Raw genomic sequence first — 16,853 nt, 5'->3', positions numbered from 1 at the left:
GGTGACAATACCGAAAGAGAGGGGGCCTTTCCTTGTGGAGTATGCTGAAGAACGGAGTGTTCCGCCGGTTATGGTGCACGCAGACCTTATCCTCTGTAGGAGATGAGATCAGGAACTGGGCCATCCTGTTCTGGGTATTTGCGGAAGCGGATCAAGCTGTCTTTTACCGGACGGCTCTTTTGTTTGCCCAGATGCTCCCGGTCTTTATCATGGCTCCTCTTGCCGGAACATGGGTTGACCGCAGGAAACCAAAGAAGGTGCTGCAGGCGACACTGGTGATCCGGGCTGCGATGTCTTTTGTACTGGCCGGATTGATCTGGATGGAGCAGGTGCCGCTTTTGCTGGTCATGCTGGCCTTCACGTGTACGGTTCAGCAATTTTTTCAGCCTGCCATCAGTAAATTAACGGTCACAGCCGTGGACAACGAGGATTACGGTACCGCCAGTTCCTCTGTAAAGACGGTAGATACGCTGATCAGTCTTGCCGGGCCTGCAATCGGAGCCTTTGTCTATGAGTGGTGGGGGGCGTCAACATCTTTAATTGTGGACGGCTTTTGTTTCATCGCTGGCAGCCTGTTCATTCTGAGTCTTAAGGTGAGCCCGGCCCCCCTGGCAGCATCCTCCGATTCCGGTCCGGCAACCTCCTTTTGGGTGGATGTCCTGGAAGGCTTCCGGTATATCTTCGCTTCTGCGCTCACCAAACGCTTATTTATCATGTTGGCGGTAATGGGGGCGTGCACAGGGGCGATTAATCTGTTAAATATATATTTCGTGGTGAAAGAGCTGCATTTAGACCAGAATTACTTAGCCTGGGCAAGCACCGCCGGGGGCATCGGTTTGTTCGCGGGGGCGCTCGGTCTGAACCTGCTTGGGGCGAAATTCAAAAATTATGTGCGAATCAACATTTGGGGAGCAGCGGTCATGACTCTGGGGCTGTTGCTGCTCACGCTCTCCTTCGGCTCTTGGTCCATGCTGCTCAGCCGTGTCATTATCGGGATTGGCATATCCCTGCTGAGCATTACGCTGTCGACTCTGTTAATGACCTATGTTCCTGAGAACCTGCTCGGACGCGTCGGTTCCGTGTTTGAAGGCGGTCCGCTGGCGACCAATATGCTGTCTTATCTATTCTTCGGATGGTTGTATGTGTACAGTGGCGCCAGACTGATCTTCGGCATCTCCACTATGCTGTTCTTCATGGCGTTTCTGCTGGCCCTTAGCCTTCAGTCTGTACTCTCCCCGGCCCGGAGAGTCCGTGCCGAACAGCAGGAGTTCATCAGCCCGTCCCAGTAACAGCCTAACCCGGGATGCACCGGCGGGACGAGCGAATGAGGTACAAATTATCACTACATGAGATGAGCCCCCAGGCTGCTGAACTACAGCAGCCTGGGGGCTCTAGTGTCAATTGTATCAATCGCCGCCGCCACCGCCGGAATCGCCGCCTCCAGAATCCCCACCGCCTCCGAAATCGCCGCCTCCATGGCTGCTGTGACCTCCGCTGTCCCAGCCTCCGTGGCTGCCGTGATGATGATCATGTGAATGATTCCCGTGGTGATGACCCTGATGATGGCTGGCGCCGCTGTGCCCGTCCGTGCCCGGATGGATTTTGTGCGGGCTGTTTTCGTTGTAGCTGCCCGCATCGGCTCCGGTACCTGTGATGAAATAATGATCTCCCGAGTGAGAGCGGGTTCTATTGCTGTAATTTTTATACCGCGCATTACGATTACTGCGATTAATCAACTTCACCGCAACGAAGATAACTGCTCCTGCGAATAGTAAGCTTCCCATCATGCAGAACCTCTCCTTTAACCAAATGTAGGATTGCCCTCATAGCAGAATCATACCATAATTCTGGGAACTACTTGGAATGCTGCTTGAATTGTTTCGGGGTGAGGCCGGTATACTTCTTGAATACCTTGGTAAAATAGCTCTGGTCGTTAAAATGCAGACGGGTAGCGATATCCGACAGCGTGATACCGGGCAGCTGGATCAGACGCTTGGCTTCTTCGACCCGCTGCTGCTGGATGTAGTCGCTGATGGCGGTGCCGGTTTCTTTTTTGAACAGCTGGGACAGGTAACTGGCACTCATTCCGGCGTATTCAGCCAGCCTACCGAGTGGAAGCTCCTCATACAGATGATTGTAAATAAAATTCCGGCACCGGTCGGAGATGCGGGAATGTCTTGCGCTACGGCTGCCCTCCACCTGATCGGCGAAGTCGCATAGCGCGGCCAGCATGGCGCTGTCCACCGCCGGAATATCGCGAAGCTCCTCAATATGCTGGATATGGAAGTCACTGAGGGTATAGGCCATCTCCCAGAACAGACCGCCTTCAATCGCCGCGCGGGTGGCCAGGGTGATGGAGGAGACGGCCAGATTTTTTTTGCTGCGCAGCTGGCTTTTGCGGGACAATCTTCCGTAGCTCTCCTCGCCAAAAGAAGCATGGGTCTGCAGCAGCCCTGCCTTGTCCCCATTCGTAATATAGCGGAACATTTCGCGTTCCTGCATCGGGTCGTGGTGCAGCCACGTATGCTCGCGGCGGTAGGACAGATCCAGATCCGGGCTATCGTCCGCGCGCGGTAAAGGTTCCGCCAGCTTACCCGCCGCCAGCAGCAGCACCGTTACCGATAACGCCTGCCCGGTGACAAGGGTGTAGAGCAGCAGCGCCGCATGATACCAGCGCTTCCGGCTGATCATAGGCAGGTTGCCGAAATACTCCAGCCAGCTTGCCTGCTGCCCGGGCGGGATGTTGTGGTCACGCAGCAGGCTGGTTGCGTTATCACCGGTAACAGGTGCGTTCAGCGCCGGGCCGATGACGATGGCACCGGCAGCGCCGGGAAGCTGGAGAATAATGAAATTCTCCAGGAAGCTGGTCATATGCAGATAGGGCACATCCAGTGTGTCTCCCGCCGAAGTATCCGCCCCGTTCACCCTCGCTCCGCCGCCCGCCGCCCCGCTGCGTCCCTGGACAAGCTCCATCACCTCAAGCGGCAGGCCGCCCGTTCCCTGAACGGAAGGGCGGTTTAGTGCAGCCGGTCTCAGGGCTAGACGGGGTGCAGCCGCTTCATCCAGCCACAAGACCGGGACCCGGTAAGCTTCGTAGATCAGCTTGCAGATGTATTGTATACCTTCGTCATTCCCGATTCCCTTCGCCATAGGCCACCCCTCTTTTATCTACTTAGAATACCAAAGATCGAATGAAAGTACCATAATTGAGCGTGCGGGTCGTATAGAATGAAACTAAGAAACCGTATTCATAGGAGGCTATATAATGGCAAAGGACGTAACAGAGCTTCAAAACCTCATTTCACAAATGACACTGGAAGAGAAGGCCGGACTCTGCTCCGGGCTGGATTTTTGGAATACCAAAGGCATTGAGCGTCTGGGTATCCCCTCAGTGATGGTAACAGACGGTCCCCACGGTCTCCGCAAGCAGCAGGGTGACGCAGACCATCTTGGATTGAATAACAGCGTACCGGCAACCTGTTTTCCGTCAGCGGCCGGACTGGCCTCCTCGTGGGACCGTGATCTGATCTTCCGGGTGGGCGAGGCGTTGGGAACGGAATGCCAGGTGGAGAATGTCGCCGTTCTGCTCGGACCGGGCAATAATATCAAGCGCTCTCCCCTGAATGGGCGGAACTTTGAATATTTCTCGGAGGACCCGTTCCTGGCCTCAGAGATGGCTGCGAATCATGTGAAGGGTGTGCAGAGCCAGGGAGTGGGGACGTCGCTGAAGCATTTTGCCGCCAATAACCAGGAACACCGCCGCATGTCAGTGGATGCGGTTATTGATGAGCGGACGCTCCGCGAGATTTATCTAGCCAGCTTCGAAGGCACCGTGAAGCAGAGCCAGCCGTGGAGTGTAATGTGCTCGTATAATCAGTTGAACGGAGAGTATGCTTCCGAGAGCTATGAGCTGCTGACCAAGGTGCTGCGCGAGGAATGGGGCTTCGAAGGCTTCGTCGTGTCCGACTGGGGAGCTGTCAATGAGCGGGTAAAGGCACTGGCAGCAGGGCTGGAGCTGGAAATGCCGTCAAGCGCTGGAATTGGAGACGCCAAGATTGTAGCGGCTGTGAAGAGCGGCGAATTGGCTATGGAGACGCTGGATCTCGCTGTAGAGCGGATACTGGCCTTTATCTTCAAAAGTGTAGAAAACCGCAACCCGCAAGCGGTCTTCGACCCGGAGAAGCATCATCAGCTTGCACGCGAAGTGGCCCGGGAGAGTATGGTGCTGCTGAAGAACGAAGGCGGAATTCTGCCTCTCGCTAAGAGCGGGCGGATTGCCGTGATCGGCGAATTCGCCAAGCAGCCGCGCTATCAGGGCGGGGGCAGCTCGCATGTGAATCCATCCCGGATGGATGATGCCTTCGTTGAATTGCAGGCCGTTGCCGGGGATGCGGCCAGCTTCCTGTACGCACAGGGCTATGAGCTGGAGAGCGATGACATCAATGCTGATCTGCTGCGCGAAGCCTGTGATACAGCAGCTAAGGCGGATGCAGCTGTGCTGTTCCTTGGTCTGCCTGACCGCTACGAATCGGAGGGCTATGACCGCAGCCATCTGCTGCTGCCTGCGAGCCATAAGGCGCTGATCGAAGCGGTGGCCGAGGTTCAGAGCGAAATTATTGTAGTGCTGAGCAACGGCGCGCCGGTCGAGATGCCTTGGCTGCATCAGACGAAGGCGGTGCTTGAAGGCTACCTGGGCGGTCAGGCTTTTGGCGGTGCGGTTGCGGACCTGCTCTTCGGCGAAGTGAGCCCGAGCGGCAAGCTGGCGGAGACCTTCCCTATGAAGCTGAGCGACAATCCGTCATTCCTGAACTTCCCCGGCGAAGGCGATACGGTGGAGTACAAGGAAGGCTTGTTCGTAGGCTACCGTTATTATGACAAAAAAGAAATAGAGCCGCTGTTCCCCTTCGGCTTCGGCCTCAGCTACACACAGTTCGAATACAGCCGTCTGCTGCTGGATCAGACCCGCATTCAGGACACAGATACCGTTCAGGTATCGGTCACTGTCAAGAATACCGGCAGCAGAGCGGGCAAGGAAGTCGTACAGCTCTATGTCAGCGATGTGGAGAGCAGCGTGATCCGTCCGCTGCAGGAGCTGAAGGGCTTCGGCAAGATTGAGCTGCAGCCGGGGGAAGAACGCATCGTAACCTTCACCTTGGATAAGCGTTCCTTTGCCTACTACAATGTGAAGCTGGCTGACTGGCATGTAGAGAGCGGGATGTTCAAAATCTCTGTCGGATCTTCCTCACGCGATATCCGACTGAGCACGGAGCTTGAGGTAGAATCCACCGTGAAGCTGCCTGGCTGGTTCCACCGTAACACCACCGTCGGTGACCTGCTTGCCAATCCGCTGACGGAGGAGAAGGCGAAGAGCTTCAGCAGTGTGTTCGGGCTGGAGGATGCACTCGGCGACAATCCGGAGATGCTGCTGGCCATGATGAAGTTCATGCCGCTGCGCGCCATGATCGGCTTCGGCCAGGGCAAGTATACCGAGGCGGATCTGGAAGCGGATCTGCAGGAGCTGAACAGGCTGGCCGGACAGGAGTAAGAGATGCAGGGGTTGCATTCCGTAGCGTAATTTGCTAACATACGATGTAAGTTCATAAGCAGTTAATAGTTCTCTAGGGTTCCGCAGCAGGTACACACCGCTGGCCTGGTCCGAGGGAGAACACACGGATGAAGCCAATCCGTGTATACACGGAGGGACAAAAGCCCGGGAGGTATCGTCAATAATGACGATAACCTTCCGGGCTTATTTTATGAAACAGGAGGCAGGAGAAATGAAGAAGAGCACTAAGAGCTGGATCATGATTGCAGGCGCTGCTTGCTTTGAAGTGGTATGGGTCATCGGGCTGAAGCATGCCTCCGCTCCATGGGAATGGGCGGTTACGGTAGCGGCTATCCTGATCAGCTTCTACGCCCTCATCTGGGCCAGCGGCAGGCTGCCGGTCGGGACGGTCTATGCTGTATTTGTCGGACTTGGAACCGCGGGTACCGTTCTGGCGGGAGGAGTTCTATTCGGTGAACCGCTGCGGCCGTTGAAGCTGCTGCTGATTGGCCTGCTGCTGGCAGGAGTCGTCGGCTTGAAGCTCGTTACTCCGGCTCAGGCTGAATCTGAACAGACAAAGGGGCTGAACTGATATGGCATGGGTGATGCTGATTGCCGCCGGAATATGTGAAATGTTCGGGGTCGCCATGATTGGCAAGCTGTACAAGAACCGCAACTGGCAGTCCTTCTGTCTTTTGATTCTAGGCTTCGGGGCAAGCTTCCTGCTGCTGTCTCTGGCGATGGAGAGTCTGCCGATGGGGATTGCTTATGCGATCTGGACAGGGATTGGAGCGTCCGGGGCAGCGATTATGGGCATGTTGTTCTACGGCGAAGCACGGGATGTGAAGCGGATTGCCTGCATTGTAGTGATTCTGGGAGCTGTAGCGGGCCTTAAGCTAATCGGCTGATGCTGCTGAAACTTTACACAGTTGGACACTTATCGGATGTTTCACAGGCGTTAATATGGTAAGTATAGTAAGTGAGAACATTATTCTTATAAGGAGACTTATCACATATGAGCAAACCTGTAACTGAACCCATCCGTCTGCCGGACGGAGCAATATTGCCGAGATTGGGGCAGGGAACGTGGCGGATTGGTGACCAGCCGGCGAAGCGGGCAGAAGAGATTGCTGTACTTCGCCAAGGTGTGGAGCTGGGCATGAATCTGATTGATACAGCTGAGATGTATGGAGACGGCCGCTCCGAGGAGTTAGTTGGTGAAGCGCTGCGGGGCATCCGCGACAGCGTATTCCTAGTCTCCAAGGTGTATCCGCATAATGCGGGTGGGACTAAGCTTATAAGCAGCTGCGAAGCCAGTCTGAAGCGTCTCGGCACGGACCATCTGGACCTGTACCTGCTGCATTGGCGCGGCAACATTCCTCTGGAAGAGACTGTGGAGGGGATGGAGGCGCTGGTTGCTTCCGGCAAAATCGCCCGCTGGGGCGTATCCAATCTGGATACGGCAGATATGCAGGAGCTGCTGCGTATCCCCGGCGGCAATCACTGCGCAGTGAATCAAGTGCTCTATCATCTGGGCTCGAGAGGAATTGAGCTTGAGCTGCTGCCTTGGCTGAGAGGACATAAGATTCCTGTCATGGCCTATTCTCCGCTGGCGCAGGCAGGGGCGCTGAGAAAAGGGCTGACCGAGAATGAAGCCGTGCAGCAGATTGCCCGGAATCATGAGGTCACTCCGCTGCAGGTTCTGCTGGCCTGGACCATCCGTGACGGGGATATCATCGCTATTCCCAAGGCCGCTACCCGCGAGCATGTGTACGAGAATGCCGCTGCTGCCAAGCTTGTACTTACAGACGACGAGCTGTGGCAGCTCGACGATGCTTTTCCCCAGCCGTCGTGGAAGGTTCCGCTGGACATGATTTGATATGGATGTGACCCTGATATAGTGTAAGGCTGCGAGGCTGTCTCCCCAGTGGAGACGGCTTTTTTGCTGCGCACGCTTAGGGAACTCATGATATTTTATGAAAAATGGTGCATTCTATGAAGATTAATATAGTCCGCCAGGAGCAGTGGGAATACCGGACTTAAGCCCCTTGGCAAGAGCTCTTAAATGTTGTCAACAACGTTCATGCCGAAACCGTGTTTTCAATTTGGTGACAAAGAAAGCGCTTTGATTTACGATGTGTTCAAAGGGGAATACCTTTCAGAATGCAGTGCGGAAGGTTCCCGTTCATTATAATAAGGGGGCATCTTAAATGGCCACAACGGCAACTACACAAACTTCATCCGGCGGTGCAAGGGTGAAGGTTCAACAATTTGGTCGTATGCTCAGCGGTATGGTTATGCCGAATATCGGCGCTTTTATCGCCTGGGGATTAATTACAGCATTATTCATTCCAACCGGCTGGTATCCCAATGAAAGCCTCGCAGCTCTGGTAGGCCCAATCATTACTTACCTGCTTCCGCTGCTGATCGGTTACACCGGTGGACAGATGGTTCACGGCAAACGCGGCGCTGTCATTGGCGCTCTGGTGACCATGGGGGTTATCGTCGGCTCAACCATTCCAATGTTCCTCGGTGCTATGATCGTCGGTCCGCTGGCAGCTTGGGTTCTGAAGCAGTTCGACAAAGCGGTGGATGGCAAAATCAGAGCCGGCTTTGAAATGCTCGTTAATAACTTCTCTCTTGGTATTATCGGCGGGGTCTTGACCCTTGGGGCGCTTAAAGGGGTTGGACCTCTGGTTCAGGGCTTGACCAATATTTTGTCAAATGGCGTTGAGTTTCTGGTTAACCATAACCTGCTGCCGCTCATTAACATCATCATTGAGCCGGCCAAAGTATTGTTCCTGAACAATGCGATCAACCACGGTGTACTGGGTCCGATCGCGCTTGAAGAATCACAAAGAATCGGCAAATCCATCCTGTTCATGCTTGAATCGAATCCGGGTCCCGGTCTGGGTATCCTGCTTGCTTACTGGCTGGCCGGTAAAGGCTCTGCGAAATCTTCCGCACCAGGCGCCATCATCATTCACTTCCTGGGCGGAATTCATGAGATCTACTTCCCTTACATCCTGATGAATCCGCGTCTGATTCTGGCGGTCATCGGCGGCGGGATGTCCGGGACATTCACCTTCCAGATGCTGGGTGCAGGACTTACAGCTTCTCCTTCTCCAGGAAGTATTCTTGCTTACTTCGCAATGACACCTAAGGGCGGATATCTTCCGATGATTGCCGGTGTAGTCGTTGCTACAATCGTGTCCTTCCTGATCGCGGCAGTACTCTTGAGATCTTCCAAGAAGAATGATGATGAAGAGATCGATCTGGAAGACGCAGCGGCTAAGATGAAGGACATGAAGTCGGCCGGTACAGCAGCTCAGACCGCTGCTACTGCAACTGTAGCTTCCAATATCCGCAGCAAAGCTAATGTGAACAAAATCGTCTTCGCTTGTGATGCAGGGATGGGCTCCAGTGCAATGGGCGCTTCGGTCCTGAGAAAGAAGCTGCAAAATGCAGGGGTGAACATCACTGTTACGAACTCTGCGGTCAGTGAAATTCCGGCAGACGCGGATATCGTGGTCACCCAGAAGACTCTTACAGACCGTGCGATTGCCAGCAATCCAAGGGCAGAGCATATCTCGATCGACAACTTCCTGAAGAGCCCGAAATATGATGAGCTTGTAGAACGTTTGAAGTAAGTGGCACAAGTGTAAAATCTAAGTATAGTTCTCGCTGAAACGGATGCCGTTCCTTATAGGACGGCATATCCGTTTTTGCTTGAAATATAAGAATTTATATGTTGCACACGATAACTTATCCTTATATTTCTCGCTGAAACGAATACCGTCCTTATAAAAGGACGGCAAAGCCGTTTCCACTTGATGCAAGGCGGAGGGTTAGCGGAAATGACGAAAATTACCGCCAGACAGCGCCAGATCCTGTGGCTTTTGCTCGAAGCCAACGGTGAGATTACCGCTGTGAAAATTGCCGAGGCTACCGGGGTAAGCGTAAGAACCGTACACCGGGAGATGGAGGATATAGAGTCCGCGCTTGAGAGCTTTGGTCTTGATCTGATCAAAAAATCAGGCAAAGGCATCCAGTTGAGCGGCCCGGAGGCCGGTCTTGCGGAGCTGCGCCTGTTCCTGCGGGAAGAGAAGCCGGCGGATTATTCCGGCGAAGACCGCAAGGTATTCGAGCTCTGCATTCTGCTGGAGGCAGAGGAGCCGGTGAAGCTGTTCACACTTGCGCATTCTCTCAAGGTTACAGTTGCCTCCATCAGCTACGATCTGGATGAACTGGAGCAATGGGTCCGCAAGTTCGGGCTGGAGCTGGTCCGCAGAAGAGGCTACGGCGTAGAAATCACTGGCAGCGAGCTCGACAAGCGCCGGGCGATTGGCCGGTTAGCCGCAGAGCATCTGGATCTGTCCGATCTGGTCGGACATGGCTCTCTGACGGAGAGTAATCCGGCTTTTCGCGTGCTGTTGACTACAGTCGGGCAAGCTAAACTCATGGAAGTAGAGAATACTCTGTGGGATATGGAATGGAAATGGACCTCGGAGCTGCCCGAAATTGTCTATATGGAGATGCTCCTGGCCCTTGCTGTCACTACCCGGCGGATTGAGCTTAGCCGGAGCATCGACAGCGGAGCGGAAGCAGGCTATTCCAGGGTGTCCGACCACCGGAATATTGCCGGAGCCGAGCGATTTGTACAGCAGCTCGCAGAGGTGCTTGAGCTGAAGATACCCCGGGTAGAGATACTGTATATTGCAGGATTATTCGACCGGGTCCAGGATTCCTTCTCCTCCTCAGGCTATGCCTATGGCGATATTGAATTAATGGAGATTGTCTACAAGCTGACGGAGAGTGTGGTCAAGCGGACAGGGCTTCCCTTCCAGAGTGACCGCACTCTGCGCGAGGGGCTGCTGGAGCATATTGATCCGGCGCTGAAGCGGATTCGTGAAGGCACCCGCATCCGCAATCCGCTGCTTGGCCCCATCCGCAGGGATTATGAATATCTGTTCAACATCGTCCGTGCAGCGGTAGAGGATATGCAGCTGGAGCACCAGATCCCCGATGAAGAAATCGGATTTCTGGTTATGCATTTCGGTGCTTCCGCCGAGCGGCTGAACCAGCTGAGGCGTAACGTAAGAGCCATTCTGGTCTGTGCCAGCGGCCTCAGCTCCTCCCGTCTGCTCGCCACCCGGCTGACCAAAGAAATGCCGCAGATTGAGATTCTCGGCAACATCTCCTGGTATGAAGCGGCACGCCTGCCGGATGAAGATTACGATCTGATTATCTCTACCATTGATCTGCCGATTGATAAGGAGCGTTACATCAAGATCAGCCCCCTGCTCACAGCGGAAGAGATAGAAAAGCTGCTGAGCTATATCCAGAACATCACGCTGCGGGAACGGGAGAAGGGGAGCTCCGGTGAACCTGGCCATGCGGCGCGGGAGGAAGCCTCGCTTGAACGGCTCAGGAGCTACAAGGGCATTCTGGATGAGATCGTCAGCTTGCTGGAGCGGTTCCGCTTCCACCCGATTGACAACAAGGGGATGGATCTGTCAGCGACGATAGTGGAGATGCTGGAGACACTGAATGGAAACGGCGTGGTCGGGGATGCCGGTATTGTGCTGGAGCGTCTGCTCGAACGGGAGCGGATGACCAGCCAAGTGATCCCGGATACCGCATTGGCGCTGTTCCATACCAGAAGCAGCCATATTCACCTGTCCTCGCTGACCCTTTACCGGCTCGATCAGCCCGTAATTCTGGAGGGGGATACAGAGGTCAGAGTCATTCTGCTCATGCTGGCTCCGCGCAGACTGTCCAAGGAGAGCCTGGAGGTGCTCAGCGAGATCAGCGCACTGCTGCTGAACTCGGAGCTGGTTCAATTGCTGGAAGAACGTTCAGAGACAGAGATCCGGGCGTATTTGTCCTCGGAGTTGCTTCATTTTTTCCAAAATAAATGTTGAAAGCGGGAGAAACCATATGAGTATACTGTCAGAAAATAAAGTGATTATGCACGGTGCCGCAAACGATAAATACGAAGCCATCCAGATGGCGGGTAAGCTGCTGGTTGATGCAGGGCATGTTACGGAAGAATATGTTCCCAAGATGCTGGAGCGCGAGGAAGTGGTGTCCACTTATATGGGCGGCGGATTGGCTATTCCGCATGGTACCAAGGAAGCGCGGCCTTTTATTAAGTCAACAGGCTTGTCTATCATCCGCTTCCCGGACGGGGTGGATTTCGGCGGCGATGAGCCGGCGTTTGTAGTCATCGGCATTGCAGCCGCAGGCGACGGGCATATGGAGGTTCTGACGAATGTGGCGATGATTTTCACCGAGGATGATGCCATTGAGCGTGTCATGAACGCCCCAACGGCTGCTGATGTTATTGCGATCTTCGAAGGGGGACTGGAGTAATGAAGGCGGTCCATTTCGGCGCGGGCAATATCGGCAGAGGCTTTATCGGGCTGTTGCTGTCACAGGCGGGCTATGAAGTTACTTTTGTGGATGTGAATGAGGCCTTTGTTACCCAGCTCAAGGAACGCGGTGAGTATCCGGTCACGCTGGCCAGCGACGGTCAGGAAACGGTCATCGTGAAGAATGTAACGGCTCTTAGCAGTGTCACGCATGCGGATGAAGTGGCTGCGGCGATTGCCGGGGCGGATCTGGTTACTACAGCGGTCGGCGTGTCGATTCTGAAGCATATTGCCGGTGTTCTGGCAGATGGCATTAGCAGACGGGTAGCCGTATCCTCCGCACCGCTGCATGTGATCGCCTGCGAGAATGCGATTGGCGGCAGTGCGCAGCTCAAGGAGCTGGTGTACGTGAAGCTGGATGAAGCTGCCCGTGCGAAGGCTGAATCTTCGGTTGCTTTTCCTAACGCGGCAGTGGACCGGATCGTTCCGCTCCAGCAGCATGAGGATATTCTGAAGGTGGTTGTTGAGCCGTTCTATGAATGGGTGGTGGACGCCTCGCAGATGATCCCAGGCTATACGCCGGTTGAAGGGGTGCATTACGTAGATAATCTGGAGCCGTATATTGAACGCAAGCTCTTCACTGTGAACACGGGCCACTGCTCTGCTGCGTACCTTGGCTTCCTGCAGGGCTACGAGACCATTCAGCAGGCGATGGAGGATGAGGCGTTAACGGCGAAGGTTCGTGAGGTGCTGGAGGAGACGGGCGCGGTGCTGATCCAGAAGCATGGCTTCGATGAAGCGGAGCATAGTAAGTATATCGATAAAATCCTGGAGCGCTTCCGCAATCCGGCACTGACCGATGAGGTGTCCCGTGTAGGCCGTTCGCCGCTGCGCAAGCTGTCGCCAAGTGACCGTCTGGTGTCCCCGGCAACGCAGGCGTATGACAGAGGGCTGAGCTACACGGCGCTGACGCGTTCCATGGCCGGTGCGCTGCTGTTCAAGGCGGGCGATGACCCGGAAGCGGTGGAGCTGCAAGCTGTAATCGCCGAACTCGGCGCGGAAGCGGCGCTGACGAAGTACACGGGTCTTGCTGCGGATCACCCGATTCATCAGGCTGCGATGGAGCAGTATGCGAAGCTGAGCTAACAACATATGAGCTAACAACATAAAAGTACAGCCGCAGGGAAAGCCTCTAAGCTTATCCCTGCGGCTGTTTGCGTTAGTCTGTGACTCTTAAAAGAGTGGCAATACCGTTTTTCGCTTGAAAGAAAAGACTTTATATGTTCCGGGGTCCCCGCAAAGTACCTGAATAGGCTTCGGAGCTAAAGCCCCACTTTGTGGGGAGATTCTCTAGCTGTTCTCCAGAATCGTCTGCAGTGTCGTGCGGTCTAGTCCTTGCACGAGCTTAATCAGCAGCTCTTTGGCTGCAGCATAATCATCACTGTGGATGATCGAGGTTGCCGTGTGGATGTAACGGGAGCAGATCCCAATCACCGCTGAAGGAATGCCGATTCCGCTGAGATGCACCTGACCCGCATCCGTTCCTCCCTGGGAGACGAAATACTGGTATTTGATCTTATGGGTGTCGGCCGTATCCTGCACATATTCAATCAGCCCCCGGTGGGTAATCATCGTCGGGTCAAAAATACGCAGCAGCGCGCCTTGGCCCAGATGGCCGAAGGCCTGGCGGTCACCGGTCATATCGGCAGCGGCACTGGCGTCCAGTCCGAAGAAAATATCCGGTGCCAGCATATTGGCAGCCGTCCGGGCACCGCGCAGCCCGACTTCTTCCTGAACGGTAGCCCCGCAGTAGAGCGTATTCGGCAAGGCTTGGCCGTGCAGTTCCTTCATTAATTCAATCGCCAGTCCAACGCCGTAGCGGTTGTCCCAGGCCTTGGCCATAATCTTCTTCGGATTGGCCAGCGGCGTGAACGGGCAGACCGGCACGACCTGCTGTCCCGGAGCCACTCCGAAGCTCTGCGCCTCCTCACGGCTGTCCGCACCGATATCGATATACATCTTGCTGATTTCCCCGGCTTTGCCGCGTTCATCCGCGCTCAGCAGGTGAATGGGCGTACTGCCGACCACGCCGTTCAGCGTTCCCTTCGGCGTAATGATCTGCAGACGCTGTGAGGCCACGGCCGATGCCAGCCATCCGCCCAGCGGTGTGAAGCGGATCATACCGTTGTCTGTAATGCCGGTCACCATGAAGCCTACCTCATCGAAATGGCCGGCCACCATAATCTTGGGTCCGTTAGCTTCACCGCGCATTACGCCGAACAGGCTGCCGAGGCGGTCCTGTACGAATTCATCCGTATAAGGCGTCATAGCCTCTTTGACATAAGCGCGCAGTTCGCGCTCGAAGCCGGAGGCTGAGGGGAATTCTGTTAAGGTTTTGAACAATTCAAGTGTGTCTGTATTCATACATATATCGCTCCTTTATGTCATCTAGTATGAACATTCTTACGCCGCTTGTCCATGCCGGAAGGGCAGATGAACACAGAGGCTCCCTGTGCGAATACTATACGGTAAGGGCTCTGCAGGCAGGAGCCGGGGAAAGGAAGCGAGGAGAATGTGGCTCTCGGGGAGCGTAGCCCAGGCAGGCAGCCGGAGCGGATTCCGGAAAGTGCCGGTCCGCAGGCAGAGCTTGCCCAGGCGGTACCGCCGCCGGTACGGGCGGGAGAATGAGGCGGTGCTGATCCTGGTGCTGTTTATGCTGCTGATTGTTGTGCTGTTTTATTTTTCCTGAGCAGGAGGGACATAACGAAGCCGTCTGAAGTGAATAATAAGGAAAACTTAATTCCGTATTGCACGAAGGGACGGGACTACAGCTTACCCGCTGCCCGTTCCCTTTCGTATCTAACAGTTCAGGGGGTGTCTGCATTGCCGGCAAAAACAAAAAAGTCAGGCGTCAAGCTAAACCTTGACGGTCTGACCCCGAAGGCTTATCAGGAATTGGCCAAGCCTTTCGTGCCTTCTCGTCCTGTATTTAAGAATTGTATGCGTGCCTTTCTCTCCGGGGGCCTCATCTGTGTGCTGGGACAAGGCATCCAGGAAGCATTTATGGCGATATTCGATATGACCTCAAGAGAGGCGGCAAGCCCGACCGTGGCGATTCTGATTCTGCTCTCCGTCATACTGACCAGCTTCGGGGTGTATGACAAGCTCGCCCAGTGGTGCGGCGCAGGCTCAGCTGTGCCTGTTACAGGGTTCGCCAACAGCATGTGCTCTGCCGCATTGGAGCACCGGGCTGAAGGTCTGGTGCTGGGTGTGGGCGGGAACATGTTCAAGCTGGCCGGATCGGTTATTGTATTCGGGGTCGTTGCCGCTTTTATCGTTGGCGTAGTGTATGCCGTTATGGGCTGGGGAGGTGCACATTAAACGATGAAGCAGCTCGGCAGTCAGACCTGGGAATTTACAAACCGTCCGGTGATCCTCGGGACCTCCGCTGTGGTGGGACCCGAAGAGGGAGAAGGGCCGCTGGCCTCAAGCTTCGACTTCATTTATGATTCGCTTGAGATGGGCGAGAAGACATGGGAGAAGGCAGAACGTGCCCTATTTGAAAAAGCCGCCAAGCTCGCCTTGATAAATGCGAATCTGGAGCAGGAGAAGCTGGAGTTCTTCGTCGGCGGGGATCTGATGAATCAGATCATCAGCAGCTCCTTCGCCGCGCGCAAGCTCGGCGTGCCGTATCTGGGTGTGTTCGGCGCCTGCTCCACCTCAATGGAGAGCCTCGCTATTGCCTCGATGATTGTGGATTCCGGTGGCGGCAAGTATGTACTGGCCGGAACATCCAGCCACAACTGTACGGTCGAGAAGCAGTTCCGCTACCCTACAGAGTATGGCTCGCAGAAGCCGCCCACTGCTCAGTATACCGTTACAGGCTCCGGCTGCGCGGTGGTAGGTATGAACGACGGGACGGTGCAGGGGCCGCATGTGGTGTACGCTACGCTTGGTCGGATCATGGATCTGGGGCTGAAAGATCCGTTCAATATGGGAACCGCCATGGCTCCGGCGGCTGCCGACACTATTACGGCGCATTTCCGGGATACAGGGCTGTCACCGGGCCACTATGATCTGATAGTTACAGGTGATCTGGCTTCGGTCGGCTTGCCGATTGCCAAGGAGCTGCTGGCCAAGGAAGGCATCCCGATGGAGGAGACGGTCTTCAATGACTGCGGGCTGATGATCTATGACCTGGACAAGCAGAAGTATGTTATTGCCGGGGGAAGCGGCTGCGGCTGCTCAGCCACAGTAACCTATGGGCATATTATGGGCCGACTAAAGAAGGGGGAATTGAAGCGCGTACTGATCGTGGCGACCGGGGCGCTGCTCTCCCCGTTGTCTTATCAACAAGGGGAGAGTATTCCGTGCGTAGCCCATGCGGTAGCCTTGGAGAGCGGAGGTGAGAGAGCATGATTTATTTATGGGCTTTTCTGGTCGGGGGAGCAATATGCGTAATCGGCCAGCTGATGTTCGATGTGCTTGCGCTGACTCCGGCCCATACCATGAGTACGCTGGTTGTGCTGGGAGCGGTTGCCGACGCTTTTGGCATCTACGACCCGCTGGTGAAATTCGCCGGAGCCGGGGCCAGCGTGCCCATTACCAGCTTCGGCAATTCCCTGGTCCATGGCGCGCTGACTGAGCTGGAGCGCGATGGCTGGGTCGGCGTCGTCACCGGGATCTTCGATGTGACCAGCGCCGGCATTTCCTCGGCGATTGTCTTCTCCTTCCTGGCGGCGCTGGTGGTCCGGCCGAAGGGATAAGTGACGGTGGAAGGATCGTCAATAGATATGTTAATTCAGGGATCGCCTATGGCGGTCCCTTTTTATATGAAGAAGGGTTACGCCGCCTGATGCGGGTTTCTTTTGAACAAATCTGGCATGCGGCTCTACAAATTCACTTGGCCTAACATGTACTTTCGGTACTCCTAT

Annotated in this window: 16 protein-coding genes and 1 riboswitch; of the genes, 13 read left to right on the top strand and 3 right to left on the bottom strand. The window is 55.1% G+C overall.

Features of this window, described 5'->3' with window-relative positions; translation table 11 throughout:
• The first annotated feature begins 41 nt into the window (after positions 1-41).
• A complete protein-coding gene (locus ACFSX3_RS06445; RefSeq protein WP_379312742.1) occupies positions 42-1,289 on the top strand; it encodes an MFS transporter in 1,248 nt (415 codons plus the stop codon).
• 83 nt (positions 1,290-1,372) lie between these two features.
• Here the strand turns inward: ACFSX3_RS06445 and ACFSX3_RS06440 are convergent, their stop codons facing one another.
• Positions 1,373-1,714, bottom strand: a complete 342-nt coding sequence (locus ACFSX3_RS06440; RefSeq protein ID WP_209993824.1) for a hypothetical protein — start codon at positions 1,712-1,714, stop codon at positions 1,373-1,375.
• Positions 1,715-1,854: 140 nt separating this feature from the next.
• Positions 1,855-3,150 (bottom strand): helix-turn-helix domain-containing protein, encoded by a 1,296-nt coding sequence (locus ACFSX3_RS06435; RefSeq protein WP_209993823.1) that lies wholly within the window; start codon positions 3,148-3,150, stop codon positions 1,855-1,857.
• Between the two features lie 115 nt (positions 3,151-3,265).
• On the opposite strand from ACFSX3_RS06435, the gene ACFSX3_RS06430 reads away from it, so the two are divergent.
• The 8 genes from ACFSX3_RS06430 to ACFSX3_RS06395 all read left to right on the top strand — a co-directional run bounded on the left by ACFSX3_RS06430 (position 3,266) and on the right by ACFSX3_RS06395 (position 13,065).
• Positions 3,266-5,545: a glycoside hydrolase family 3 C-terminal domain-containing protein gene (locus ACFSX3_RS06430; RefSeq protein ID WP_209993822.1), complete on the top strand. Its 2,280-nt coding sequence runs from the start codon at positions 3,266-3,268 to the stop codon at positions 5,543-5,545.
• A gap of 62 nt (positions 5,546-5,607) precedes the next feature.
• A riboswitch (guanidine-I (ykkC/yxkD leader) is annotated at positions 5,608-5,719 on the top strand.
• A 58-nt stretch (positions 5,720-5,777) separates the two neighbouring features.
• The gene (locus tag ACFSX3_RS06425) at positions 5,778-6,137 is read left to right on the top strand and encodes a DMT family transporter (RefSeq protein WP_209993821.1); all 360 of its coding nucleotides are present in this window, start codon (positions 5,778-5,780) and stop codon (positions 6,135-6,137) included.
• 1 nt (position 6,138) lies between these two features.
• Complete coding sequence (locus ACFSX3_RS06420; protein WP_209993820.1) at positions 6,139-6,453, top strand: DMT family transporter; 315 nt, start codon at positions 6,139-6,141, stop codon at positions 6,451-6,453.
• Between the two features lie 107 nt (positions 6,454-6,560).
• On the top strand, positions 6,561-7,424 hold the full coding sequence (locus ACFSX3_RS06415) for an aldo/keto reductase (protein WP_209993819.1): 864 nt from the start codon (positions 6,561-6,563) through the stop codon (positions 7,422-7,424).
• A 331-nt stretch (positions 7,425-7,755) separates the two neighbouring features.
• The gene (locus ACFSX3_RS06410) at positions 7,756-9,195 is read left to right on the top strand and encodes a PTS mannitol transporter subunit IICB (protein WP_209993818.1); all 1,440 of its coding nucleotides are present in this window, start codon (positions 7,756-7,758) and stop codon (positions 9,193-9,195) included.
• A 207-nt stretch (positions 9,196-9,402) separates the two neighbouring features.
• Positions 9,403-11,469 carry a BglG family transcription antiterminator gene (locus tag ACFSX3_RS06405; RefSeq protein WP_209993817.1) on the top strand — a complete coding sequence of 689 codons (2,067 nt, stop codon included), beginning with the start codon at positions 9,403-9,405 and terminating at the stop codon, positions 11,467-11,469.
• Between the two features lie 16 nt (positions 11,470-11,485).
• Positions 11,486-11,920 (top strand): PTS sugar transporter subunit IIA, encoded by a 435-nt coding sequence (locus tag ACFSX3_RS06400; protein WP_209993816.1) that lies wholly within the window; start codon positions 11,486-11,488, stop codon positions 11,918-11,920.
• Positions 11,920-13,065: a mannitol-1-phosphate 5-dehydrogenase gene (locus ACFSX3_RS06395; RefSeq protein WP_209993815.1), complete on the top strand. Its 1,146-nt coding sequence runs from the start codon at positions 11,920-11,922 to the stop codon at positions 13,063-13,065. The genes ACFSX3_RS06400 and ACFSX3_RS06395 overlap by 1 nt, the downstream gene beginning before the upstream one ends.
• A 204-nt stretch (positions 13,066-13,269) precedes the next feature.
• Here the strand turns inward: ACFSX3_RS06395 and ACFSX3_RS06390 are convergent, their stop codons facing one another.
• On the bottom strand, positions 13,270-14,343 hold the full coding sequence (locus ACFSX3_RS06390) for a M42 family metallopeptidase (RefSeq protein WP_209993814.1): 1,074 nt from the start codon (positions 14,341-14,343) through the stop codon (positions 13,270-13,272).
• Between the two features lie 148 nt (positions 14,344-14,491).
• Here ACFSX3_RS06390 and ACFSX3_RS06385 point away from each other — a divergent pair, with 148 nt between their 5' ends.
• The 4 genes from ACFSX3_RS06385 (at position 14,492) to spoVAE (ending at position 16,685) form a co-directional block, all read left to right on the top strand.
• Complete coding sequence (locus tag ACFSX3_RS06385) at positions 14,492-14,668, top strand: hypothetical protein (protein WP_209993813.1); 177 nt, start codon at positions 14,492-14,494, stop codon at positions 14,666-14,668.
• A gap of 134 nt (positions 14,669-14,802) precedes the next feature.
• Positions 14,803-15,300, top strand: coding sequence for a stage V sporulation protein AC (gene spoVAC / locus ACFSX3_RS06380; RefSeq protein ID WP_209993812.1), 498 nt, complete (start codon positions 14,803-14,805; stop codon positions 15,298-15,300).
• A gap of 3 nt (positions 15,301-15,303) precedes the next feature.
• Positions 15,304-16,338, top strand: a complete 1,035-nt coding sequence (spoVAD, locus tag ACFSX3_RS06375) for a stage V sporulation protein AD (protein ID WP_209993811.1) — start codon at positions 15,304-15,306, stop codon at positions 16,336-16,338.
• The gene (spoVAE, locus tag ACFSX3_RS06370) at positions 16,335-16,685 is read left to right on the top strand and encodes a stage V sporulation protein AE (protein ID WP_209993810.1); all 351 of its coding nucleotides are present in this window, start codon (positions 16,335-16,337) and stop codon (positions 16,683-16,685) included. The genes spoVAD and spoVAE overlap by 4 nt, the downstream gene beginning before the upstream one ends.
• Positions 16,686-16,853 lie beyond the last annotated feature (168 nt).

The organism is Paenibacillus rhizoplanae, from assembly GCF_042684125.1.
In the GTDB taxonomy this organism is placed as follows: domain Bacteria; phylum Bacillota; class Bacilli; order Paenibacillales; family Paenibacillaceae; genus Paenibacillus_AQ; species Paenibacillus_AQ rhizoplanae.
The sequence above is the reverse complement of the archived record's forward strand: the minus strand, read 5'-3'. Positions and strand labels throughout refer to the sequence as shown.

What these genes read in the sequence shown, in the direction of transcription:
- spoVAE (WP_209993810.1), top strand. Translation starts at nt 16,335, where the DNA reads ATGATTTATTTATGGGCTTTTCTGGTCGGGGGAGCAATATGCGTAATC.
- spoVAD (WP_209993811.1), top strand. Translation starts at nt 15,304, where the DNA reads ATGAAGCAGCTCGGCAGTCAGACCTGGGAATTTACAAACCGTCCGGTG.
- ACFSX3_RS06390 (WP_209993814.1), bottom strand. Translation starts at nt 14,343, where the DNA reads ATGAATACAGACACACTTGAATTGTTCAAAACCTTAACAGAATTCCCC.
- ACFSX3_RS06405 (WP_209993817.1), top strand. Translation starts at nt 9,403, where the DNA reads ATGACGAAAATTACCGCCAGACAGCGCCAGATCCTGTGGCTTTTGCTC.
- ACFSX3_RS06395 (WP_209993815.1), top strand. Translation starts at nt 11,920, where the DNA reads ATGAAGGCGGTCCATTTCGGCGCGGGCAATATCGGCAGAGGCTTTATC.
- ACFSX3_RS06435 (WP_209993823.1), bottom strand. Translation starts at nt 3,150, where the DNA reads ATGGCGAAGGGAATCGGGAATGACGAAGGTATACAATACATCTGCAAG.
- ACFSX3_RS06425 (WP_209993821.1), top strand. Translation starts at nt 5,778, where the DNA reads ATGAAGAAGAGCACTAAGAGCTGGATCATGATTGCAGGCGCTGCTTGC.
- ACFSX3_RS06385 (WP_209993813.1), top strand. Translation starts at nt 14,492, where the DNA reads ATGTGGCTCTCGGGGAGCGTAGCCCAGGCAGGCAGCCGGAGCGGATTC.
- ACFSX3_RS06410 (WP_209993818.1), top strand. Translation starts at nt 7,756, where the DNA reads ATGGCCACAACGGCAACTACACAAACTTCATCCGGCGGTGCAAGGGTG.
- ACFSX3_RS06420 (WP_209993820.1), top strand. Translation starts at nt 6,139, where the DNA reads ATGGCATGGGTGATGCTGATTGCCGCCGGAATATGTGAAATGTTCGGG.
- ACFSX3_RS06415 (WP_209993819.1), top strand. Translation starts at nt 6,561, where the DNA reads ATGAGCAAACCTGTAACTGAACCCATCCGTCTGCCGGACGGAGCAATA.
- ACFSX3_RS06400 (WP_209993816.1), top strand. Translation starts at nt 11,486, where the DNA reads ATGAGTATACTGTCAGAAAATAAAGTGATTATGCACGGTGCCGCAAAC.
- ACFSX3_RS06430 (WP_209993822.1), top strand. Translation starts at nt 3,266, where the DNA reads ATGGCAAAGGACGTAACAGAGCTTCAAAACCTCATTTCACAAATGACA.
- ACFSX3_RS06445 (WP_379312742.1), top strand. Translation starts at nt 42, where the DNA reads ATGCTGAAGAACGGAGTGTTCCGCCGGTTATGGTGCACGCAGACCTTA.
- ACFSX3_RS06440 (WP_209993824.1), bottom strand. Translation starts at nt 1,714, where the DNA reads ATGCGCGGTATAAAAATTACAGCAATAGAACCCGCTCTCACTCGGGAG.